The 24,346-nt window shown below is 42.0% G+C and carries 15 protein-coding genes and 1 pseudogene; 7 read left to right on the top strand and 9 right to left on the bottom strand.

The window, feature by feature from the left end; genetic code table 11:
• Nucleotides 1-51: 51 nt before the first annotated feature.
• On the bottom strand, nt 52-1,422 hold the full coding sequence (locus tag V7K46_RS23385) for a gluconeogenesis factor YvcK family protein (RefSeq protein ID WP_335117295.1): 1,371 nt from the start codon (nt 1,420-1,422) through the stop codon (nt 52-54).
• Between the two features lie 174 nt (nt 1,423-1,596).
• Here V7K46_RS23385 and ruvC point away from each other — a divergent pair, with 174 nt between their 5' ends.
• Both ruvC and V7K46_RS23375 read left to right on the top strand, forming a co-directional pair.
• On the top strand, nt 1,597-2,088 hold the full coding sequence (gene ruvC / locus V7K46_RS23380; protein ID WP_335117293.1) for a crossover junction endodeoxyribonuclease RuvC: 492 nt from the start codon (nt 1,597-1,599) through the stop codon (nt 2,086-2,088).
• A 536-nt stretch (nt 2,089-2,624) separates the two neighbouring features.
• Entirely contained in the window at nt 2,625-4,937 is a 2,313-nt protein-coding gene (locus tag V7K46_RS23375; protein WP_335117290.1) for an NACHT domain-containing protein, read from the top strand.
• 123 nt (nt 4,938-5,060) lie between these two features.
• On the opposite strand, the gene V7K46_RS23370 is transcribed toward V7K46_RS23375, so the two are convergent.
• From V7K46_RS23370 to V7K46_RS23350, 5 genes are all read right to left on the bottom strand, one after another.
• The gene (locus tag V7K46_RS23370) at nt 5,061-5,273 is read right to left on the bottom strand and encodes a hypothetical protein (protein WP_335117288.1); all 213 of its coding nucleotides are present in this window, start codon (nt 5,271-5,273) and stop codon (nt 5,061-5,063) included.
• A gap of 733 nt (nt 5,274-6,006) precedes the next feature.
• The gene (locus V7K46_RS23365; protein WP_335117285.1) at nt 6,007-10,224 is read right to left on the bottom strand and encodes a CheR family methyltransferase; all 4,218 of its coding nucleotides are present in this window, start codon (nt 10,222-10,224) and stop codon (nt 6,007-6,009) included.
• A 1,105-nt stretch (nt 10,225-11,329) separates the two neighbouring features.
• Nucleotides 11,330-11,770: a response regulator gene (locus V7K46_RS23360; RefSeq protein WP_335117283.1), complete on the bottom strand. Its 441-nt coding sequence runs from the start codon at nt 11,768-11,770 to the stop codon at nt 11,330-11,332.
• Nucleotides 11,771-12,447: 677 nt separating this feature from the next.
• Nucleotides 12,448-12,855 carry a hypothetical protein gene (locus V7K46_RS23355; RefSeq protein ID WP_335117280.1) on the bottom strand — a complete coding sequence of 136 codons (408 nt, stop codon included), beginning with the start codon at nt 12,853-12,855 and terminating at the stop codon, nt 12,448-12,450.
• A gap of 580 nt (nt 12,856-13,435) precedes the next feature.
• Nucleotides 13,436-14,464: a LacI family DNA-binding transcriptional regulator gene (locus V7K46_RS23350; protein WP_335117277.1), complete on the bottom strand. Its 1,029-nt coding sequence runs from the start codon at nt 14,462-14,464 to the stop codon at nt 13,436-13,438.
• Between the two features lie 316 nt (nt 14,465-14,780).
• Here V7K46_RS23350 and V7K46_RS23345 point away from each other — a divergent pair, with 316 nt between their 5' ends.
• Nucleotides 14,781-17,003 (top strand): FdhF/YdeP family oxidoreductase, encoded by a 2,223-nt coding sequence (locus tag V7K46_RS23345; protein WP_335117274.1) that lies wholly within the window; start codon nt 14,781-14,783, stop codon nt 17,001-17,003.
• A gap of 293 nt (nt 17,004-17,296) precedes the next feature.
• On the opposite strand, the gene V7K46_RS23340 is transcribed toward V7K46_RS23345, so the two are convergent.
• Nucleotides 17,297-17,746 (bottom strand): orange carotenoid protein N-terminal domain-containing protein, encoded by a 450-nt coding sequence (locus V7K46_RS23340; RefSeq protein WP_335117272.1) that lies wholly within the window; start codon nt 17,744-17,746, stop codon nt 17,297-17,299.
• A gap of 660 nt (nt 17,747-18,406) precedes the next feature.
• Here V7K46_RS23340 and V7K46_RS23335 point away from each other — a divergent pair.
• A complete protein-coding gene (locus V7K46_RS23335; RefSeq protein ID WP_335117270.1) occupies nt 18,407-19,117 on the top strand; it encodes a Uma2 family endonuclease in 711 nt (236 codons plus the stop codon).
• Between the two features lie 286 nt (nt 19,118-19,403).
• On the opposite strand, the gene V7K46_RS23330 is transcribed toward V7K46_RS23335, so the two are convergent.
• Nucleotides 19,404-20,585 carry a serine hydrolase domain-containing protein gene (locus V7K46_RS23330; protein WP_335117268.1) on the bottom strand — a complete coding sequence of 394 codons (1,182 nt, stop codon included), beginning with the start codon at nt 20,583-20,585 and terminating at the stop codon, nt 19,404-19,406.
• A gap of 143 nt (nt 20,586-20,728) precedes the next feature.
• On the opposite strand from V7K46_RS23330, the gene fdhD reads away from it, so the two are divergent.
• Nucleotides 20,729-21,598: a formate dehydrogenase accessory sulfurtransferase FdhD gene (gene fdhD, locus V7K46_RS23325; protein WP_335117266.1), complete on the top strand. Its 870-nt coding sequence runs from the start codon at nt 20,729-20,731 to the stop codon at nt 21,596-21,598.
• Nucleotide 21,599: 1 nt separating this feature from the next.
• Entirely contained in the window at nt 21,600-22,892 is a 1,293-nt protein-coding gene (locus V7K46_RS23320) for an MFS transporter (protein ID WP_335117264.1), read from the top strand.
• A gap of 471 nt (nt 22,893-23,363) precedes the next feature.
• On the opposite strand, the gene V7K46_RS23315 is transcribed toward V7K46_RS23320, so the two are convergent.
• Entirely contained in the window at nt 23,364-23,939 is a 576-nt protein-coding gene (locus tag V7K46_RS23315) for a TMEM175 family protein (protein WP_335117262.1), read from the bottom strand.
• A gap of 217 nt (nt 23,940-24,156) precedes the next feature.
• Between V7K46_RS23315 and V7K46_RS23310 the strand changes: the two are divergent.
• Nucleotides 24,157-24,346, top strand: a pseudogene (locus V7K46_RS23310) (hypothetical protein); the annotation flags it as partial.

The raw sequence follows: 24,346 nt of genomic DNA, 5'->3' as shown, positions 1-24,346 counted from the left end.
CCTCCGGTTAAGAGTCAAGAGCTAGCTCACTATGAACTTTGAACTATTAACTCATCTTCCATGATGAGCTCTACCGTACCACCGCAACAACACTTGTGCTAGTTTCTCTGGATTGTGACGGACAAAACCCGTTTCATCTTCATACAAAACATTAGCTGGAACAATCCTTCGCCCTAGCTGAGTTACGGCTTCTCTATCCAGGAAAACGGGATGGGAGTTTTGTTGGGCGTAGCGGATGAGTGATTGCTCTGAGGGGGATTTTTTCTGTATTAGCACAGCATCGAATAGCCGTCTTTGCCCACAAGCAGCATCAATTGCTCTGATGTGATCGGCAACAGTGTAACCTTCGGTTTCACCTGGTTGAGTCATTATATTGCAGATATAAATACGGGGGACATTTGTTTGAGCGATCGCATCGGCAATTTCTGGTACTAGTAAATTAGGAATCAGGCTAGTATAAAGACTACCTGGGCCAATAATGATGTAATCAGCTTCTTTAAGTGCCTTAATAGCTGCTGGGATTGCTGGGGGATTAGCTGGAATGCAGCCAATTTTGACAATTTTACCGCCAGCTTTGGGAATGCTAGACTCCCCATCAATGCGGCGACCATCGGCTAATTCTGCCCAGAGGCGAACATCACTGAGAGTTGCTGGTAGTACTTGTCCCCGTACCGCTAGCACTTTGGAACTGGCTGCAACTGCTTGTTCTAAATCTCCAGTAATATCGCTCATTGCCGTTAAAAACAAATTGCCAAAACTGTGACCCGTCAACCCATCTCCAGCCCGAAAGCGGTATTGAAACAATTCTGTTAATAACTTTTCTTCGTCTGCTAGTGCAGCCAAACAATTGCGAATATCACCTGGTGGTAGCACTCCAAATTCTTGACGCAACCGCCCAGAAGATCCACCATCATCGGCTACAGTCACAATAGCAGTAATATTAGCGCTGTAGGTTTTCAGTCCCCTCAACAACGTAGAAAGTCCCGTACCCCCACCAAGTACCACTATTTTCGGCCCTCGGTACAATCGATGATGCGCCAGCAAGACATCGATAAGTTCTTCTCCGCCTTCTGCTCTCAGTACCTTAGTAATTGAGCTTACAGTGCGAGTTTGCCCCCAAAGCACTAACAGCAAGCCGCCAAGCAGCACCAAAGGCCCACTTATATAGTTGGGTAAGATGTTGGTGATTACTAAGAGAAAATTCTTAAACAACTCGATCATCCAAAAAATTGGGGTCAGCTTAATCCAAATAGCTAACCCCAAACTCGTTAGCAGTACACCCCCAACACTGATCAACAACCAACGTTTTACCGATAGTCCAGGGGATAACCATTTGAACCACTGATTAACCCGATAGGAAGTACGAGAGCGCGACTGCTTTTGCAGGGCGTTGAGGGCTTGTCTGAGAAAACCAATTGACATACCTGATTTGGAGCAGTGCTACAAACAATAATTAACAGAAAATGTACACCACTTGGTTTTAAACACCAGGCGTGGAACTATTATATTTGTCAATTCCTTTAGACTAAGAGCAAGTCGTGAAGATTGCCAGTATTCCTAGTTAAACAATACCCTGGCTTGGGAAAAGTGAATTTAATGGAAAAACGAATTTTAGGATTAGATCCAGGACTGGCAATTTTAGGATTTGGGGTAATTACCTGCACACAAATTCCCAACAAACTGCAAGAGACTACAGTAAATATGCTGGATTTTGGGGTGATCAAAACGTCAGCAGATGTAGAAATGGGACAGCGCCTATGTACCTTGTTTGATGATTTACATACCCTGATGGAGGAATTTCAACCAGATTTAGTGGCGATCGAGAAACTATTCTTTTATCGGATGTCAAGTACAATCCTGGTTGCACAGGCGCGGGGTGTACTCATTTTGGTGTTAGGGCAGCGTCGTCTTCCCTACGTAGAGTTTACTCCGGCTCAAATTAAACAAGCTTTAACAGGCTATGGTAATGCTGATAAGTTAGATGTGCAAGAGGCGGTAGCGCGGGAGTTGGATTTAGATGAAATTCCTAAACCTGATGATGCTGCGGATGCTTTAGCGGTAGCATTGACGGCTTCGTATCAGTTGTAAATGTATACACAAACAATAAAGTTATTAAATGAACAATAAACTTTTTAAGTTAGAATACATTCGTCAAAATCAAGACGCTCGTGGACTCGTTACCGCTACGCTATCAGTGAGAGATTCAGACTCGACACTGATTGTTTTGCACCAAATTTAAAATTGGTATGGTGTTTCACCGTTTATTCAGCGTTTTTTTCAAAAATAAAATCGAATTGTTATAGCTTTATACACAAGTATATTTAAGCGTACAGAAGTGGTACGATAATTATGAGTACTCAATAGTAGAGAAATTTTAGACTTGCCGCAGCGCTAAAGCTACTAAATATCCAAAAACTTTCTCCCGTAAAAAATATTAAGTGACAAAAAGTACGTAAATTTCAAAGTAATACTGAGGTAAATGCGATTACGAAATATTGGCTGAAGATGCTTTAAATAAATCATTAGTATTTAAAAATAGCTTATTTAGTTTCTAAGTAGTTCAGAAACGACATGTTGCAAGAATGTCAAATTGAATAACTTTTAGTTGATGTGTGTAAGCTCCTATGGTCAAGCGATCGCTCCAGGGATCAGTAACTGGAATTCAAGAAGCCAAAAAAGCGTTTGCTCATAAGGGGTGGACACAAGACAATTTGGCTTTTGAAGTCAACTTAAAGACTCGCCAACCAATTTGGCGGTTTTTTACTGGGCGTCCGGTTGAGCGTCATATCTTTATAGAAATTTGTTCGGTGTTGTCGTTGAACTGGCGGGAGATTGCGGCTAATCCTCCAGAAGAATTTCCGGAATCAAAAGAACTTGGTGCTGAATTATTAGATATTGATGCTTTAGTAGAACAAGTGCGATCGCAACGCTTTGAGAAAATTGAAGACCAGTGCGGCACTTTGCAGTTATTAGATATTAATCGCCCTGTTAGAATCGACGACATTTACATTGATGTCAACATTTTGGAGGAGATTGCCAGCCTTCAGTGGTTAGAGTTTGCTGACTTGCAAAATATTACATCAAGAGAATTTGATCGCTTTGGCTTAGGTGAAATATCCCAGACACAAATCGCGGGGATTAGCGCAGTTGAAACTTATTCAAAGCTGCGGGTGTTGGGAAAACCAGGAACAGGTAAAACTACCTTTTTGCAACATCTAGCGATTCAATGCAACCGAGGTAGATTTGCCGCAAATCGGGTTGCCATTTTTGTCACCTTAAGGGATTTTGCGGACGAATCTAAAGAAGCAGGGGAGTTCCATTTACTCAACTATATTTGCAAGGAATTGCTCACCTCTGGGATTTCAGATGCATCTGTGATTGAAATTTTGTTGTTGGAAGGCAGAGTGTTGCTGTTGCTGGATGGATTAGATGAAGTACTCGATCAACAAAGCAACGCTGTCGTCAACGAGATTCGCAGACTCTCTGAAAAGTACCAAAAGAATATGTTTGTCGTGACTTGCCGCACGGGGACCAAAGCTTTCAGCCTCAAACGCTTCACAGATGTCGAAATTGCCCCATTTACCTCTGAGCAAATTGTTGCCTTTGCTCATAAGTGGTTTACAAGACTCACAAAAACGAATGACCACCAGAGGCTTGAACAGGCAGTTGAGTTTACCCTGAAACTAGATTTGCCCGAAAACCTACAATTTCGGAGACTTGTCGTCAACCCTTTATTTTTGCACCTCGCTTGCTGGGTTTTTGATCAGCAGAACAAATTCCCAACCCAAAAAGCTGCGTTTTATAAGCAATGTTTAGATCTTTTGCTGATCAAATGGGACGAAACTAAAGCAATTGAACGGGATGAAATGTACCAAGGTTTTTTATTACCACAAAAGCTGAAGTTGCTAAGTCAAATTGCTAACGCCACATTTGAGCAGGGTAATTACTTTTTTGAACAACGCATTGTTGAGCAATACATTGGCGACTATATCCGTGATTTGCCGAATGCTTCGACAGAACCAGAGGAATTGCAATTAGATAGTGAAGGGGTACTTAAGGCAATAGAGTTGCAACATGGATTACTGGCAGAACGAGTGCGGGGGATTTTTTCCTTCTCTTATTTGACGTTTCAAGAATACCTGACTGCTCGACAAATCGTTGCCAGTCATAATTTACAAGCATTAGAACAACCCTTAGAACATCTGGTGAGTCATATCACTGAACCCCGATGGCGTGAAATCTTTTTGTTAACGGTTGCCATGCTGCGGAGTGCAGATTTCCTGATACAGTTGATGAAGCAACAAATTGATGCGCTAGTGGCTGAAGATCCATATTTGCAAAAATTCTTAACTTGGGCAAGCCAAAAGTCCCTTGTCGCTCCCCCCCAGCCTGCTGCAATTCGGGCGTTTTACCTTGCCTTAGCTAGGACTCCTCACCTTATTACCTTACCCTTTGCTCTTGTCTGCATCCTTGATCAGGGTATTTTTTTGGATGCGGCATTGGACAAGCTAGTAATGGAATGCATTATTGACTGCAAATCTAATTTTGGCAATGCCCTAATCTGCGACGATGCTTTGAGTAATGCTTTAGCGATTGTTCAAGATGCTGGCTTACATCAAGCTTTACAACAACTTAAAGACCTACTGCCTGATCCAAAACTAAGTAAAGAAAGGTTTCAGACATGGTGGCAAAAAAGTTTCCCTGCCTGGATGGAGCAATTAAAGGCGACGATCGCCAAACATCGAAACATTCAGCATTACTGGCACTTCAACCCACAGCAACAGCAAGTATTGCAACAATATTACTATGCCAATCAGTTGCTTATCGATTGCCTCAATAGTAACTGTCAGCTAACAGACGTTGTGCGGCAGGAGATTGAAGCTAGTTTGTTCTTGCCGATAGAAGAACTCTCCCAGCGAGAATGGCAGGGATTTTAAAACAATTCGCTTTTTCGCCCATTCGCAATTCGCAATTATGTTTTGTGACGGGGATTTAGATTTAGGCATCAAAACAGAAGTGCCTGTACAGACAGAGGACTTAAACCCCCACTACTCATTAAATCAGATTTTATGCCGCAAATCTGCCTCGTTGAGGAGTATCATCGTTTCTGCACCAACTCTGCCAAAGTCAGGCTCTAGCCCTAATGCCATCTCAATGAGATACGTCCATGTGCCAGATTCAGGTATGTAGCTGCGTACAATCCCTTCTCCACCTACAAAGCTCACCCATTGAGTATTGCGAAACTTAGGTACTTTTATGAAGGTTGCAATCATGCTTTTGATTCCTCAATTCATAGTTCATACTTTCTGTTTTAGGAGAAAAAATCAAATATGTTTTGTATCTTTTTAAATAAAGATGTCAAATATCATCTATAACTTTTGAATGTTTTAGGGGTAAATTATACAATTTATACGTGATTGAAACGTTTGCTTCAAGATGATTTTTGACAATAGCATGTCAAACTAATTGCTAGCAACAGATTGATTGGATAATGCGCTGTTATGACTTAATATATTAGATAGTTTATCTGCCGACTATATCAACAAAATTCTGGCGTTATTATGTCAATGATACGCCTAATATCAAGATAGTTTGGATCAAAATATTCCAAATTGGTACTTTTAGCGGATTGTTTTTCAGGAGAAAAACTCTTGTTTAAAGCACTACTATAGCCGTTCTCGCTTGCGTCAAATACAAGCGTTCGTAGGGGCACAGCAATGCTGTGCCCTTACCGTTTATCGTGGTGTACTGCATTAAAACAAGAAGCACTACTAAAAGCTCAACTAAAAATTTCTCCAATCAGGTTGTCTAATGTAGTTTTAGTAAATAAAATTGCTGACGATCGCCTACTTATTAAAAATTTTCCGGATTACTTATAAAACCCCAAGAACCCCAAAGAGCCAAAGCTACGCTTTGTTTCCCCTCCCCGCAAACGGGGTGGGGTACAATGATTGTGGGAATCATCACTAATTACCCGGACTTGATATCAACAGTACATCCACTGATTCATCTGGGTCGGAGTCCACACAAGTTTGCAATCATCAATACCAATTGAGTCGCGTCAATCGGTTTAGCCATATGCATTTGGAACCCAGCATCAATTGCCATTTGCTGCTCTTGCTCGCTGACATAGGCAGTCATCGCCACTGCTGGGATTTGTGCCTCCCTAGAGGCGTCAAGCGCTCTCACCTGACGAATCAGGGAGTAACCATCTTCCCCTGGCATCCCAATATCTGCTAGAAGCAGATTATATCTATCAGGAGATTCAGTTAGAGCAGCGATCGCTTCCCTTGCCGATGCCACAACCACTACTTCAGCCCCGAAGTCTTCTAACATCCACTTGATTAAGTCGCGGCTGTCTGCTTGATCATCTACAGCTAGGATGCACAGCCCTTCAAGGGTAAGGGATGGATTTTTACCATCTAATGTGTCCATCCCTGACAAACTCGGCTCTAAATAAGTTGACGGTGTAATTTCCGGTGGCATTGAGCGCAGAGGCAGCCTGATGGTGATCGTGGTTCCTTGTCCCTCGCCTGGACTTTGCGCTTGAACTGTTCCACCGTGAAGTTCTACAAGATGACGGACGATTGACAAGCCTAATCCAAGTCCCTGAGTTGTTTTGCTGCTGCTGGAATCTCCTTGGCGGAAGCGCTCAAACACATACGGCAGCAAGTCTGCCGGGATGCCAATTCCTGTGTCGCTGACTTGAATTTGGGCGTGAGTATCTACAGCTTCGAGCCTGATTTCCACTCGCCCACCGACTGGAGTGAACTTAATCGCGTTAGAAAATAAATTCCACAGAACTTGCTGTAAGCGATCAAAATCTCCGACAACCGTCGCCGAGTTTAACTGTGAAACAATTTGAATCGTTTTCGCCTCTGCGGACAATTTAGCAGACTCAATGGCGACATCTATTACTGAAACTAGATCAATTAGACGAGTCTCTAAATGAAGCTTGCCACTCGTGATCCGTGAAACATCCAGCATATCATCAATTAACTGAGCTTGCACCCTAGCACTCCGCTCCACCACTTCCCAGGCACGAGTGACTGCTGAAGAATCGAAATCACGGGTGCGCGCGAGTTGCGCCCAGCCGAGTATAGTATTGAGCGGGTTACGAAGTTCATGGGAGAGGTTCGACAGGAATTCATCTTTGGCTCGGTTGGCGATTTGGGCCTGTTGACGGGCTGACTGCTCTTGTGCTAGGAGATTTGCTCGCTCTAACTCAAACTGCTTGCGCTCCGTGATATCTTCAATCGCCAGCAAAATCCTTTCAGGTTCTCCCTGTTGAATAATTTTCCAACCATTAAGCAGCATGGTTTTCTGCCCAATCCGCTCAAAAAGATGCTCCACCTCCAAGTTTTGAATACTGGTATCGTTGGCAAAAATGTCTTCTAAGAGCGATCGCAATTCGGGCAGGTTCCACTGACCGTTGCCTAACTCAAAAATCAGAGATTGCGTTGTCTGTGATGGTGAAACCTGAAACGTTTCATAAAACGAGCGATTGGCTTTGTTCACCCGCAAATCAGAATCAAGCACGATTAACGGCACTTGTACCGTCTCCACAATCCCTTCAGCGTAATTCCGGGCTTGTTCTAAGCTTGCTGCACTGCGTTTAAGAACATCAATATCTATTAAGACCAACACTACACCGTCAATCTGGTTTTCTATGGTGCGATAAGGACGGATGCGGAGGTTGTACCAATGTCCCCCCAGAGTTTGGATTTCTAATTCTTTGATGTTGAGTGTGTCAAGTACATCTAAAATTAGAGATTCTAAGTCAGGAATATCGAGATTCGTTCTGATATCGCTCAAGGGTCGTCCAGCATCGGCGGTAATTAAATTGAAAAGCCGTTGCCCCATTGGCGTAAAACGTCGAATGCGTAAGTCCGAAGTCAATATCAAAATTGGGATATTGATACTGGCAAGCAAATTTGTCAGATCGTTGTTAAGTTGGTGTAATTCCAGATTTCGAGAGCGAAGTTCTTCATTGGTTATGTTGAGTTCTTCGTTGGTTGCCTGAATCTCTTCTTTGGCAGTTTCTAGCTCCTCATTGGTGCTTTGCAACTCTTCATTACTGGAGAGGATTTCTTCATTGGCAACTTTCAGGTCTTGATTGATGCGCTCCTGCTCTTGGATCACCGCTTGCAGATACTCTTGAGTCACAGCCTGCTCTTGCTTGGCGGTTGCGAGTTCCTGCTTGAGCTGAACAATCTCATGCTCTAAGTCTCCCTGTTCTTGGCTCTCAGGATTAGAAGAGCTAAGGTTGTTAACCGTCGGTGAGACTTCTTCAAATAAAATCAGAAAGTAGAATTCTTCCTCAGTCCCAGGCTTGAATGGAATCACCTCAAGATTGACGATTTTTGAAAGCTCACTCTCTTGAATCTGTAACCTTTCCCTTCTAACTATAATTTCTTGCCGTCGTGCCTGATAAATTGTGGCACGTAGCTCGGTGAGCAAGCCGGAGCGAACCATTTTGAATAAGTTGAGACTGGGTTTCCCAGGTGCAAGTTTAAGGTAGAGATCGATTTTCCCCCGAAATTGCAGCACCTCCATCTTGTCGTTGATCACCACACCCACTGGAGCATAGCGACTTAAAATCAATTGGTCAGTTTTTTTCTCTAAGTCAAACTCATCTGATGGATTGGAATCCTCCGGTTGAGGTTCGCTCACTTTTGCCATCGGATAATTGCTGGTAAGGAACGAAATAATTGGACGATTTGCGGTTAGCTTCTTGGCATATATTTTATGCTTTTTGTCAATCACAGTAAACAAGTCCGAATGTTTACCTATGCTTTCTGAAGTCCCTAGCAGTAAAAAGCCAGTTGGCTTGAGGCTGTAATGAAAGATAGGCAGTATCCGTTTTTGCAACGTTTCGTCTAAATAAATCAGTACATTCCGACAGCTAATTAAATCTAAGTTGGAAAAAGGGGGGTCACTGCCCAAGTCTTGTCGAGCAAACACACACAGGTCGCGGACAGTTTTGCTAATTTGATATTTACCGTTCTCAAGGGTATTAAAGAATCTGCGGCGGCGATCTGGTGACACTTCCATCATTTGATTTTCTGCATAAATGCCGGTTCTGGCTTTGTCAATTGCCATCTCGCTGATGTCTGTGGCAAAAATCTGGATCGGCGGCGAGGTTAATTTATGCGACAAAAACTCCAGCAAACAGATGGCGATCGAATAGACCTCCTCGCCTGTCGAACACCCTGCCACCCAAATCCGAATCGGCAATGCCGACTTGGAGAGCATCATCGTGGGAAAGACTTGCTCTTTCACTAGTTGAAATACTTCGGTGTCGCGGAAAAAATAGGTGACGTGAATCAGAATTTCTTCATAGAGCGCCTTGACTTCAGCCGGATTCTGTTGTATATACTGGGCATAATCCTCTATTTGTTTTAGTTTGTACAACAGCATTCGCCGCTGGATTCGGCGATCAAGCGTATTGGGCTTGTAGTGGCTGAAGTCAACGCCAAGTTCCGATTGCAATAACGCAAAAATAGTCCCCAGGGCATTTTCCACTTGGGGCAATTTCTCAGGCGTTATCAGCGGCTGTGAGTCCAAAATAAAAGGACTACGACTGAGGTTTGCCAGTTCCTCGGCAATTTTTACAGGCGGTAGCACAAAATCGACATTCCCTGTGGCAACAGCGGTATTGGGCATACTATCGAATTTGGCCGTGTCTTCACACTGAGCAAAAGTCACACCTCCGGCTGCCTTGATTGCCTTCAATCCTAGTGAACCGTCTCCATCCGCTCCAGATAATACCACTGCGATCGCTTTGCGCCCTTGCTCCACTGCCAATGAACTAAAGAACGCATCAGCAGGCATATATTTCCCGTGAATTTTCTCTCGCGGCGTCAGTTGCAACACCCCACCAGACAAGATCATCTTAGTATTAGGCGGAATGATGTAGACTTGGTTTGGTTCCACAGTCACCCCAGATTGCACTTCCCTAACAGGCATTTGAGTTACTCTCGCCAGAATGTCGCTCAACAGACTCTTGTGGTTAGGGTCTAAGTGTTGAATCAGCACAAATGCCATTCCTGTATCGGTAAGCATATGCTGGAGTAACTGCGTAAATGCCTCTACTCCACCCGCAGAGGCGGCAATGCCTACGATAGGAAATAAAGCATTTATATTCTCAAGCTGCTTTACGTCCAATGGTTGATTAGCGGCAGATTCAGATGCAGGTAGCTCAGAGGGTTGATCGGATGTCATAGGATGAAGTTTTAATACTGCAATGGTTTGGCAGCTAAGGTTTATGTTTTAGAGCGGTTTACTGACTTGCCCAGTATTCATTAAGAGTTTGAGTATAAATTCAACAAATTAAGGCTCATTTGATCAATTAAGCTCTCAAATCACGGATAGTTGTCATTTTATCAATTTTGACCTAAGCATAAGCCTGATCAATATTAAATTTTCTTCTCTTATGCATTAGGAAAGTGCTAATATAACCAACTTGGAAAACACAGGTCGTTTATTGGTAAAGTATCAAGCAATTAAAGGAGTTAGCAAACCTTCTACAACATAAATAGTATTATAAACCGCGTCCACCTTGAAAACTGTAGTTCTTTCCGTATTAACAGAAAAAACCCTTATCCCTCAGCCCCTTCTCTCAATATTGCCAGAAGCGGAGCCAAAAATAAGTCTTTATCCCTACTTGGGAGAGGGATTTAGGGTGAGGGCAAAAACTACAGTTCTCAACATATAGGACTGATATTTGATTTTTGAAATATACGTAGGGTGCGTTATGCCAAAGGCTAACGCACCACCTCTAATTTTAGGTGCGTTACGCTACGCGATAACACACCCTACATATACTTAGATTTTTTCAAAAATCAAATCGGATTGCTATATAAGAACTAAAGCATTGAAGAAATTGAAATAAACATGGATATGAACAAACCTGCTACTCTCTAAGTTTTTTATAGATAGCAGAGAGGACAATTAACTTGAGTTTTTTAATATGTACAGAGTCAACATTTCACAACTAGTTTTCAAACTCAAATACTTTGGGTGTTTAACAATTTTATGCTTTCATCTAATATTCTCCAACAGATAAGCTATAAAAAATTTAAGTTTTCTAAATCCAAATTTCTGCTAAAAAGTAAGAAGCTAGAATAAATCCTATACCAATAATTCCGCTACTTAAAAGCAAAACTAATTGAGTTAAAACAGACATTTTATAACTCATAAAATTAATCCAATCATTGATCAAGTTCATTAGTAGCGTTTCAAAAATAATGATACCCATCAATAAATGACCCATATCATTACTTATCAAAACTTAGACTACTATATCTAAGATATTAATTAGAGCTAGTTAGCATGAAGGCGAATGAGGATTATTAGCAAGTGCTAAAATGCCAAGCACAGCAACGAAATCATCAATAACTACGGGTTTAGCAAAGCATAGACAAAACCCAGCTAAAAGAGCATGTTGATACATATCTTCAGTGAGAGCGCTTGTCAGAGCGATCGCTGGTACTACTCTGCCGCGTTCTCCCGTAAGTGTTCTTACTTGCTCAATCAGAGTATAGCCATCCTCCTTTGGCGAGGAAATACCATTCAAGAGGATATCAGGTTGCCATTGCTCAAATATTTCCAGAGCTTGCTCTCCTAAAGATGCCGTTTGCACTTTCATACCATAGGATTGCAACATCGGCGTCAATGAATTGCAGAAATTGACATCATTATCTACAAGGAGTACTCGTAGCCCTTGAATAAATGAAACATTAGTAGGAAATTTATTATTTAAATACATCACAGTTTCCAAATTGAGATTTGCTTGAGCTAGTACATCTATTGTGTTTGCTTGAAGTTCAATAAATGTCTCATCAGTAAATACAAAAACAGTGAGCGGGCTATTACCTTTGAAAGTATCTACTCTCTTAGCAGCTTTGATTGCAGCACCTAGTATACTAACGACAGCAGCTTTAATGGCAGCATCGCCAATATCAACTATTTATTTGACCCGCCAAACATAACTTTTATTAAACAGTTTTACTATAACATCCGATTGTTAAAGTCCATGTTTTAACAAATGTTTTAATAGCGTATAAGTTGTATAATTTGTATATATTTACCAATAAAAATTATATAAAAATATTTAAATTATTCCGATGGTCGTAAACTACTGCTAACAATATTATGTCTAACAAAGTAGAATTTTTCTATCGTTCAGTAGTAGATAAAATAACTTTCAACAATAGATAAACCTCATCTATGTTGAGAACCGTAGTTTTTGCCCTTACCCTAAATCCCTCTCCCAAATTTGGAACAAGGGGCTGGGGGATGAGAGTTTTTTGTTTTCATCCGGAAAGAACTACAGTTTTCAAGGTGGATGCGGTTTACTTGTTTTTTTTAGATGAGTGCAGACCCTCTCGTGAAATTTGCACCTGCAACTTGGCTTTCGAGGATGATATCGAACCTTTAGATAATTCATTTTAGGAACAGCTTAAAGGCCAATACGCTTGGGTTAAGGATAATTGTAGCGACTGTTTTAAAAGTCAACCTGTGTACTTGATAGCGGTGCGACAAAGTTTGAGGTACTTCAAAACGACTTTGAGGTACTTCAAAACGACTTTGAGGTACTTCAAAACGACTTTCAAGTACTTCAAAACGACTTTCAAGTACTTCAAAACGACTTTGAGGTACTTCAAAACGACTTTGAGGTACTTCAAAACGACTTTGAGGTACTTCAAAACGACTTTGAGGTACTTCAAAACGACTTTCAAGTACCTCAAAACGACTTTGAGGTACTTCAAAACGACTTTGAGGTACTTCAAAACGACTTTCAAGTACCTCAAAACGACTTTCAAGTACCTCTTGCAAAAATCCTTGAATCACCCCTCCCCAACCCTCCCCGATATGTTGGTAACGAATATGCTGTCAGGACTTACGCAAAATCATGAGAAAACGAACCGCATTCGCGCAGCGTCTCCAAGAGTTGGACGCATTCGCGCAGCGTCTCCAAGAGAAGGACACAAAGGAATAAGAGTTTCAAAGAGTTCTTGCGTAAGTCCTGGCTGTTAAAAAATTGATCGGCTAGTCGTCTTTGAACTGGTTCTGGAGAAAAGCAGCGATCGGGAGATAAGCTTAGTTTTTGGTTACAGCAGAATTCAAGTATTTGAACCACATCTGTCGTAGGGGCGCAAAGCCTTCGCCCCTACTGCGTGGTCTATTTACCTGAAAATAGCTGTAACATAATTTTTGTTTGGTTAAAATTTTTAGTATTGCTGAGTGAAAATATAAATTTGCTTCACGCCCAGACGCAGAGAGTAAGAGTTGCCAGTTTTTTCAAATTAAACCCCGTCCATTTTGAAACCTAGAGTTTTTAAGGAGAGGATATTTTCGGTTGTGGCTTGAAGATCAGCTTTCCTCTGAATTACAAAAAAACTACAGTTTTCAAGATAAATACGGTTTAAAATTACTTTCTTAATCCTGCACTACTACCACGCTGTACTAGAAAAGGAGATAAAACGCGGTTTTCCACAGTTTTTTCTTCTAATAAATCGAGTAACATTTGCATGGCTATGCCACCAATTTCTAACATTGGCTGACTAACTGTGGTGAGTGCCGGCGTAACGTAACGGCCCAAAGCAATACCATCAAATCCGACCAGGCTTAAATTTCGCGGTACTAAAATACCTAGTTCTTGGCAAGTTAACAAAGCGCCAACCGCCACCATATCGTTGTAACAAAAGATGCCTGTCACTTCAGCAGTCAATAGTTTAGATAGCATCTGTTGTCCAGTAGTAACATCGCATGTTCTTTGATCATATTCATCACTAATTGCAACCCAATCACTATTTTGTGGTAGACCAGCTTCAGCAAGAGCCATTTGATATCCTTCCAGGCGCTGCTGATTCGACCTGCTGCGATCGCTTACACCCAGATAACCAATAGCGGTATGTCCAAGACTTATGAGATGCTCTGTGGCTAATCTAGCACCTAAGCGATCGTCTATTGCCACTGAGTGAAATATTTCAGATTGATCTTCCGTCTGGCTATTAATCAGAACTGTTGGCACAGCAATTTGTGTTAATTGTTTGGTATGCTGTTTACTAATTCGTGAGTCGGCTACTAATATCCCATCCACTCGGCGGCGATGAAAACTATCAATAGCTGCTATTTCCTGCTCAAAATCTCGGTGTGAAGCACTTAACAAAACACTCAAGCCGGCAGGTCTAGCTATCTTCTCGATTCCCTCTACTACCTCCGCGAAAAAGGGATCTGCGATTGAAGTTACTACTACACCAATAGTACTAGTGCGTTTGTTTTGCAAGCTTTGAGCAATAGCATTGGGCACATAGTTCATTTCCTGCGCCAGTTGCTTAATTTCCTCTCGCACCTTAGGGCTAATTAGAACGTTATCTCGCAAAGCCCGTGAAACTGTAGAATGAGAAACGCCTGCTCTGCGAGCAATATCTTCAATTGAAATTCTTCGTTGATTCATTTTTTATCTGAGCTGATAATATACATTGCACACGTGTGCAATGTATATTATAGAAAATAATCGTTCTTTGTCAAGAGATTTTAATCCAACTCAGATTTTAGATGGAAAGGAGTCAGGAGGAGCCAGCACGATCAGCAGTGTAGTCTTCTCCCTTGGCGGCGAGTACCCAGATTTTTAAAGTCAATTTTTTTAACGAACCACAAAGACACAGAGGAAACAGAGAGAAGAAAAAAATGCTTAACTGAACTGTATTGACTTAAATGCTACTTAAAACGGTAGCCTAGTAGAATCACTTCCTCACTCACACACTCGCGTCATGTTGCCGAAACCCAAGAAATATTGGACACCTCAGCACTGGGCAAGTTGGAAGCCTTTCGGGATTGGCGAACAATACCCCAACAACTATTGGGAGGTTTTTCGGGCAATCTGGCTGTCTCGTGACAAACTACCCTATGCGTGGAATATTCTCGATAAAGGTGTCTGCGATGGTTGCGCTCTCGGAACAACTGGGATGAAAGATTGGACTTTAGATGGCATCCACCTGTGCAATGTCCGGTTGCGGCTGTTGCGAATGAATACTATGCCAGCTTTTGACCCGATGCTAGTGGCGGATGTCTCGGAGTTAAAAAAGCAAAAAAGTGCCCAATTACGAGACTTGGGACGACTTCCTTACCCAATGATTCGTCAACGAGGGGAAAAAGGCTTTCGCCGTGTTAGCTGGGATGAAGCTTTAGGGGTAATTAGCGATCGCATCCGCGCTACTACACCAGACCGTCTCAGTTTCTATATTACCAGTCGCGGTACTGTCAACGAAACTTATTATGCCACCCAAAAAGCTGTGCGGGCAATGGGAAGCAATAATGTTGATAACGCTGCCCGGATTTGTCATTCTCCCAGCACGGCGGGACTGAAAGCTGCTCTGGGTGCAGGGGCTACCACCTGTTCTTATAAAGACTGGATTGGTACTGATTTATTAGTCTTCATTGGCTCCAACGTTGCTAATAATCAGCCTGTTACCGTCAAATATCTCCATAACGCCAAGAAAGCTGGCACAAAAATTGTAGTCATTAACACTTACCGTGAGCCAGGAATGGAGCGCTACTGGGTGCCCTCAATTGTGGAAAGTGCCGTTTTCGGTACAAAGTTTGCCGAAGACTTCTTCTTAATCAACATGGGCGGGGATATAGCCTTTTTAAATGGCACAATTAAACATATAATTGCCAACAATTGGGTAGACGAGTCATTTATAGATTTGTACACAGATGGCTTTGCCGAACTCAAAGCATCGTTAGAGAGCCAATCTTGGGAAGAATTAGAGCGGCTTTCTGGTACATCCCGCGAGGAAATGTCCGCCTTTGCCAAGATGGTCAAAGAAGCGAATAAAGCCGTATTTGTCTGGAGTATGGGCATTACCCAGCATGAATGCGGTGAAGATAATGTGCGAAGTATCATCAACTTAGCCCTCACCAAAGGTTTTGTCGGTCGGGAAGGCTGCGGTTTAATGCCAATTCGCGGTCACTCTGGGGTGCAGGGTGGTGCAGAGATGGGATGTTATGCGACAGTCTTTCCTGGTGGTAAACCTATCACCTTAGAAAATGCTGCCCAATTGAGTCAGCATTGGGGCTTTGAAGTGCCAGCAAGTAAAGGTTTAATTGCTCCAGAAATGATTAACGCCGCACATCAAGGGCAATTAGATGTGTTGTTTTCCGTGGGCGGGAATTTCCTAGAAGTGCTGCCAGAACCGGATTATGTGGAAGCGGCGCTGAAACAAATACCGTTGCGGGTACATATGGATATTATTCTCTCCAGCCAAATGTTAGTGGAACCTGCTGATACTGTGGTGCTTTTACCTGCGACGACTCGCTACGAAATACCAGGGGGAGTAACAGAAACTAACACCGAACGCCGGGTAATTTTCAGTCCAGAAATTTCGGGGCCGCGCATTGGGGAAACGCGTCCAGAGTGGGAAGTGTTTTTAGAATTGGCAAGGCGGGTAAAGCCAGATTTAGCAGAGAAGCTGGCTTTTGCTGACACAGCTGCTATCCGTCAAGAAATTGCTCAAGTTGTCCCCCTATATGCAGGTATTCAACATTTACAGCAGGGTGGCGATCAGTTTCAGTATGGCGGGTCACATTTGTGCTTTGGTTGGAACTTCCCTACAACAGATGGGAAGGCACACTTTGGGGTATTATTGCCACGCCAAAGAGAATTACCAGAAGGTTATTTTTTATTAGCAACGCGCCGAGGCAAACAATTTAATAGTATGGTGCAGGAACGCAAAGATGCAATTACTGGGGCAATGCGAGAGGCGGTGCTAATGAATGCTGCTGATGCAGCCCAGTTGGGTTTAAAAGATAGCGATCGCGTCATTCTTAAGAATGATTTAGGCGAGTTGTTCTGTCAAGTCTATATTGCGCCAATTCAGTCAGGTAACTTGCAAGTCCATTGGCCAGAAGGGAATGTGCTACTAGATAAAAGTAAGCGATCGCTTGAAGGAGTTCCTGATTATAATGCGATCGTGCGGTTGGAAAAAATTTGAATTAACTCTCATTTTTTCAGCTTGAAATTTCCAACAGTATATCCATTAATTTGCATGAAGACTGCCGCAAAGATGAGCATCTCTGCGGTAGTTTTAAGTTACAGCTATTTTCAGGTAAATAGACCACACGGTAGGGGCACAGCATTGCTGTGCCCCTACGACAGATGTGGTTCAAATACTTGAATTCTGCTGTAACTACTATAAAAGTTGAGCAAAAACAGCTAAGTCTAGCTTAATTTGCTACTTTCAGTTATCCCCAATTTTCAAAAGCTATTGAGAGTTTTTGCACTTGACTAACCCAATTCTTGCACCAGAGTTAGCAGGAAATTAATCCGATCCTCAAACTCTAGATTTTTGACCAATGCGACAAATTCATCCGTTTCACCAGGAAGTTGATACTCGGATGGTACTGGAATGATGGTTCCATTCTCCATTCCTTGTGCCAGCATCAGCCAAACGTCTAATCTGGAATTGGCACTTAGAGCATTATAGGCTTGGCTAATATTGTTGGCTGCACCTTTAATAATGTCGCGTTGTCCTTGCAGTTGCTCTTCATGAGACAAGTCCAGGAATAGGTCAAACACCGCTTTAGCAGGAACTTCTATCCTTTCTGGAGGTGCTGGCTGTAGCTGCTCTTTAAGATCGAGGTAACCAAACCAAAGTAAGCCTAGCTGAGTATCTACATCAAAGCGTTTAAAAACTTCTAAAGCTGGTTTTGTTTTTTCATCAGCTGTGTAAGTCATAATAAACTCCAACTAAATTAAACTATTCTGAATTTCCTGAGTTATTTACTGAAAAAACTTGCTTTCAGTACCTTGATATAACTTAACAAACAAATGAATATGGATAATCCTACTTAGGGTAGGAATAGAACTCACTACATAAGATAGATAGAGATAATTCAAATTGCTAGTTACAAAAATGCCTGCTTCAATGTATACAAAAGCAAAGATAAAGGCTAATACTTTACAACAGTTTTCATGTATTTAAACCACATCTGTCTAAGGGCACAGCATTGCTGTGCGCGTAGGGCATAGTCTATTTACCTAAAAATAGCTGTAAGTAAGGTAACGTTTGTGACTGTGAGGATTTTGGTTATATCCAGACATCACCCCAATTTGAGAAGCTACTCTTCAAATGAGCAAATAACAGTGATAATACTTAGAAGTTAAAAGTGAGCGATCGCTTGCAAGTATCCCTGATTATAATGCGATCGCGCCTTTGGAAAAACTGTCAATAGTGTGTCTGTGCAGGGAAAACTTTTCATCTCTTTTAGCCGATCACTTGAAGGAGTTGCTGATTATAATGCGATCGTGCGTCTGGAAAAACAAACCTAGATATTAAAACTTAAACTACTGCTACGGTAAGTTTATATCATCCATATCACCCTAAAACTTGCAGCCATGTCCGCCGCCAAAGATTTTGAATTCCCAAATGATGTAATATTTCCTCTAGGGGATTTATATAGTGACGAACCACCTTTGGAAAGTGAATTACATCTACGCCAAATAATTCTGCTATTACAATCTTTGGAATTGTGGTGGCAAAACCGCAATGACTTTTACGCTGCGGGTAATCTCACAATTTACTACAGTCAACGCCAGCGGAGGTCAGAAGAATTCCGGGGGCCAGATTTTTTTGTAGTGCTGGGATGTGAACGCAAAGTTCGTAAAAGTTGGGTTGTTTGGGAAGAAGACGGGAAATATCCCAATATAATTGTAGAGTTTCTCTCGGATTCTACAGCGGCAACTGACAAGGGTTTGAAAAAACAAATTTTTCAAGATATCTTTCGCACACCAGAATATTTTTGGTTCGATCCCAATAATTTAGAATTTGCTGGCTTTATCTTGATTGGCGGTAGTTATGAACCGATAGAACCTAATCCTCAAGGATGGCTGTGGAGTCAGCAGTTAAATTTGTACTTGGGTGTTTATGAACATAAATTGCGCTATTTCACTGCGGAAGGAAATCTAATTCCCACACCTGAAGAAGTCGCCCAACAAGAACGACAACGGGCTGAACAAGAAAAACAACGGGCTGAACAAGAACGACAACGTGCTGAACGCCTAGCAGCCAAACTGCGAGAACTGAACATTGACCCAGAAAATTTATAATGCTAGTTATATAGCAATCCTAAATGAGTCGTGAAAATCTCCAATTCCTCTCTCTGCGCTACGGGCAGTTTGCTAAAGTCGGGAAACCCGCCCATGCAACTGCCCTCCTCTGTGCCTCTGCGGTTAATTTATTTTTACAAATAATTTAGGACTGCTATAGCGGTTCCCATTCAGATGCGGTACAACATTATATCGCCAGGTGTAGGGGCACGGCACTGCCGTGCCCCTACGGGTGTACCTCACGTAAACGAGAACCGCTATATATAAACATAATTACAAATTAAAATCATTTCTTCTCGACAACCTCTAGACCTGTCCTAGCTACTGATTTAATATCAACATTCTGATTGTTTAGCAGCACTATTATGGTGGTATTTTGATTCGGGAGATATGCAAGCAATGTTACGAAGCCATAAGCTGTACCACTATGCCCAATTGCTTTTGCCAAAGGAGATGAGAACCGTTCTACACCCAACCCATAGCTATAGCCTTCGCCATTATCTTTAAATTTCAGCATTTCTTTGATCATCTTCGAGGAAAGTAAGGTTTTTTTGACAAATAACGCTTTAGCGAACTTGGCTAAATCCTCTGCTGTTGAAATCAATCCACCATCTCCTAAACCATTGCCATCATTGACTTTGGCGTAGCTATCTAGCTTACCATCCTTATTGCGATCGCCATAACCTGTAGCTACTTCTCCAATTGTCGGTTCGCGCAATTCCGTGAAGGTATGTTTTAATCCTAATGGTTTTAAAATCTGACTGCGGATTGCTTGTGCAAGAGTTCCCTTAGTTATATTTTCAACAATCAGTTCCAAAAGAATGTAGTTGCAATCAGTATAAATAAATTTTTCTCCGGGATTTGCCTTCGGTTGTTCTTGGTACATATACCGAATAGCTTCTCTAGCTGTCCAAGGCTGTGAGCGACTTCTTTTCGCAGTAGCTTGAATAAATTCTTTTGTGTCTAGGTATTCAGCAACACCACTGGTGTGGTTGAGCAGTTGACGAACTGTAATTTTATCGCTGTTGATAATATGAGGACTGATGTCTCTTGGTAGGTAGGTTGCGATCGCCCGATTTAATTGTATCTTCCCTTGCTCTACTAATTTCAGCACAACCACCGCCAGAAAAGTTTTACTCATACTGGCAATGGCAAAACCATCTGTGGGTTTCATCCGGGTTTTAGTTGACAAGTTATTGACACCAGATGCTCCCAACCAAGAACCTTTAGGTGTAGTAATATACATTACTGCACCAGGGATTTTCTGTTCTACAACTATCTCATTTAAAAGTGTCTGTAGTCGAGAACTTTTTCCTTCGGTGGAGGTAGATATGACATGTTTAGCAAGAGATTTTCCAATTACTCTCTGATTAATGTTATTCCCTACTAGGTATCCTGTAAAACTAAGGGAAATTACAAAGACTGTTGCAAATAAAATTTTGCTGAAAGCCAAAAATTTTAGGTTCATTTTACTTCCTAAACAGAAACCTAGCTGATCTAGCTCAACCGCACAAAGTAGTTGATGAGCATCAACCTGACATCTGATATACAAATAGCATTACTCTGTTTCCAGATTAGTATCAAAATTTCAATTCACCAACTCTGATAAATATGACGGCAACTAAAAGCAAAACTAAAGCCACTGTTTGGGTAATGGAAAAAGGTCAAGTACGGCCTCGTTTAGATCATCTCACTACTGAGGAACCTTTAGAAATTCGTCTTGCCCCTTTCCAGAAGACAGTAGCTGTAACCATGCGGACACCAGGGGCAGATTTTGAACTAGCTGCTGGTTTTCTCTACAGTGAAGGAGTCGTTAGCCGCAGGGAAGATATCCGAAGAATTAGCTACTGCGTAGATGAATTGGTAGATGGTGAGCAGCGGCATAACATCGTAAATGTAGAATTGCGGGATGGATTGATTCCAGACTTACAGCCTTTGGAGCGTCATTTCTACACTAGTAGCGCCTGTGGGGTGTGTGGTAAAGCTAGCCTTGAGGCTTTACGTCTGCGCGGATGTCCAGTGATTCCTCCTGGCCCAACGGTAACACCTGAGATCATCTACAGCCTACCAGACAAGCTCCGGGCTGCTCAAGGTATCTTCACTGCTACAGGGGGTTTACACGCTGCGGCTACCTTCGATTTTCAAGGACAACTGTTAAACCTGCGGGAGGACGTTGGGCGACACAATGCTTTGGATAAATTGATCGGTACAGCTTTGCTCAGTGACGATTTGCCTTTAAATAATTGTATTGTCCTGGTCAGCGGCCGCTCTAGTTTTGAGATTTTACAAAAGTCTACAACTGCTGGAGTTCCCATTGTCTGTTCTGTTTCCGCTCCTAGTAGTTTAGCGGTGTCTGTCGCCAAGGAATTCGGGATTACCTTGATTGGATTCCTGCGTGGAGAACGGTTCAATATTTATACTGGTTTACAAAGAATAAACGCTGCACAGGAACACAGATTTAATAAAGAGCAAATTTCGTAGGGTGTTTTACTTTAGAGAGGAGGACAGCGAAAGTATTGTGATGGTGCGTTATAAACGCTTCATGTTCTCGATTATTTATACACAGGGACAGGGTAGTATCATGAATTCACCAGAAGATAACAGCCAATTTGAACGACAGAGGCCAGTTTATCTAGAGAGAAACTTTCAGATTATTTGTGCAGTTGTACTAATTGCTGTTATCGGAGTTTCTAGCGTAACTCCGGCTTTTCCAAAGTTAGCAAAAGACTTAAATATCAACCCAAAAAATTTGGGTTTATTGATTACAGTATTTACATTACCATCTCTGATTTTAGGGCCGATTATTGGTGTCCTTGCCGATAGATGGGGCAGAAAGATAATTATCGTTCCTTCACTGTTTTTATTTGGCATAGCTGGTACAGCTTGCGCCTTTGCTCGTGATTTTAATTTATTGCTATGGTTGCGTTTGCTGCAAGGAATTGGTGCTGCTTCTTTGCTTTCTCTCAGTATCACCTTAATCGGCGATTTCTACACAGGAGACAGACGTAGTACCGCAATGGGTTACAATGCCAGTATCAGCAGCGTTGGCACATCAAGTTATCCAATAATAGGTGGCGCATTAGCAACAATGGGCTGGTATTATCCCTTCATGCTACCCATTTTAGCGATTCCTCTTGGGTTTCTGGTATTATTTGCACTGAAAAATCCAGAACCAAAAGGCGAGCGCAACCTCAAAGAGTATTTGAGCAATGCAGTAAAAGTTCTGAAAAATCGTCGGCTATTTGGACTTTTTATTGCCAGTGCTGCTAACTTCGTTTTCCTTTATGGCGCTTACGTTACTTATTTACCACAGCTAATTAATGATACCTTCAAAGCGCCGTCTACCATTATTGGATTACTACTTTCTAGTGTTTCTATAGCAATTACTATTACAGCTTCCCAATTAGGTAGATTAGCTAGAAGATTTCCCGCCACAAATTTAATTAGTGCATCTTATATTTTTTATGCTTTAGCTATGTTAATAGTTCCCTCTGTATCAAATATCTGGCTATTATTAATCCCTAGTACAATTTTTGGCATTGGACTTGGCATTGGTTTTCCTAGTATCCAAACACTGTTAGCAGATTTAGCACCAAGAGAATATTTGGCGACGATTATATCGGTAAACGGGACATTTTTTGGATTAGGGCAAACATTAGGGCCATTGTTGATGGGCTATGCCTTTGGTTTTGGCGGAATTAGTAGCGTGTTTTATGCGGCGACTGGTTTTGCAGTTTTGATATTTTTTGTATTTCGGTATTGCACTTGTATGTGATTAGTTAACCCCATACATATTTAGGGGTAAATGTGCCAATTGGGGCAAAATATAGGAATAAATCTGGTGAGCATTTTCCCGATCGCAGAATTTTCAATCAGGTTCAAGCATTTATGAAAATTCGTCCAAGTGGGTTGCTTGCGAGATTTCCGACGAGTGGACTAAGTTGAGAGAATTGGGTATTGGCTGTAATCAGCCAAATTAAGCGATCGCCCTCCTTGAGTGAGAAATGATATCAACTGTGATATCATTGCCCCAGCAAAATTAAGCGATCGCTAGTTGTGGGAAGGGCTTTGAGAGCATCTCGCCACCTGTAGTGTTAAACCTGAAACTTTGTACAAAAGGCTATATAGATAGACAGATTGTAAGTTTCTCCTAAGCAGTAACGAACAGAATTAGAGACATCCACAACAACAGATGCAGATTTGCTCAAATCAGCTAACTGGAGGAAAGATAAAATAATATCCTCCTCTAGGAAGTGAGAGTCTTCTCAATACGTTGGTCGGGGATAAACCATATGATCGCAACTAAAACGTACAATGCACAAGCAAACCATGAATTCACAAAAGCAAGTGGAATTGCTACAGCATAGAACACCAGCGATATTTTTCCCTTGGAGTCTCCACCGACTGCGATCGCTAGAGCAGAATCCCTACCGTGGTGCAAAATGAGGGTGCGGGTAAGGATGAAGTAAGCGATCGCAGCCAACAACAATACCGTACCATAAAGGGCAACTGGCATGGCGGCAAAGTTATTCTCGCCCATCCAGCCAGTAACGAAGGGGATTAGCGACAACCAAAACAGCAAATGCAGGTTAGCCCAAAGGATACGCCCATTAACGTGCCGGACTGCCTGTAATAGATGATGGTGATTGTTCCAGTAAATGCCGATATTAATAAAACTTAGTACATAGCTGAGAAATACTGGAATCAGCGGACGCAGCGCGGCTAAATTGAACCCATGCGGCACTTTGATTTCCAGCACCATAATGGTGATGATGATGGCAATCACCCCATCGCTGAATGCTTCTAACCTCCCTTTTACCATGTCCGCACTCCTTTTCTGTTTACTTGAGAGTCAGTTGTGACACTCTAAACTTTATCGTACCAAGTAACGGCTTTGCGAACGTTCTACTACCCTACGGAAGCGGAAGCATCCCAATTTTGCTTAATTTTCCCTCACCCCCAGCCCCTCTCCAAAACATGGGCTACGGTGTACACACAAGTATGACCAGCATAGGTTTCAATTCTAGTTGTTTCGTAGGGTGCGTTATGGAAACGCCAAAATAACAAATGCGTTCGCCGAAATAACAAATGAGTTCGCCGAAATAACAAATGAGTTCGCCGAAATAACAAATGCGTTCGCCGAAATAACAAATGCGTTCGCCGAAATAACAAATGAGTTCGCCGAAATAACAAATGAGTTCGCCGAAATAACAAATGAGTTCGCCGAAA

This window comes from Nostoc sp. (assembly GCF_036917395.1).
Taxonomy (GTDB): domain Bacteria; phylum Cyanobacteriota; class Cyanobacteriia; order Cyanobacteriales; family Nostocaceae; genus Nostoc.
The sequence above is the reverse complement of the archived record's forward strand: the minus strand, read 5'-3'. Positions and strand labels throughout refer to the sequence as shown.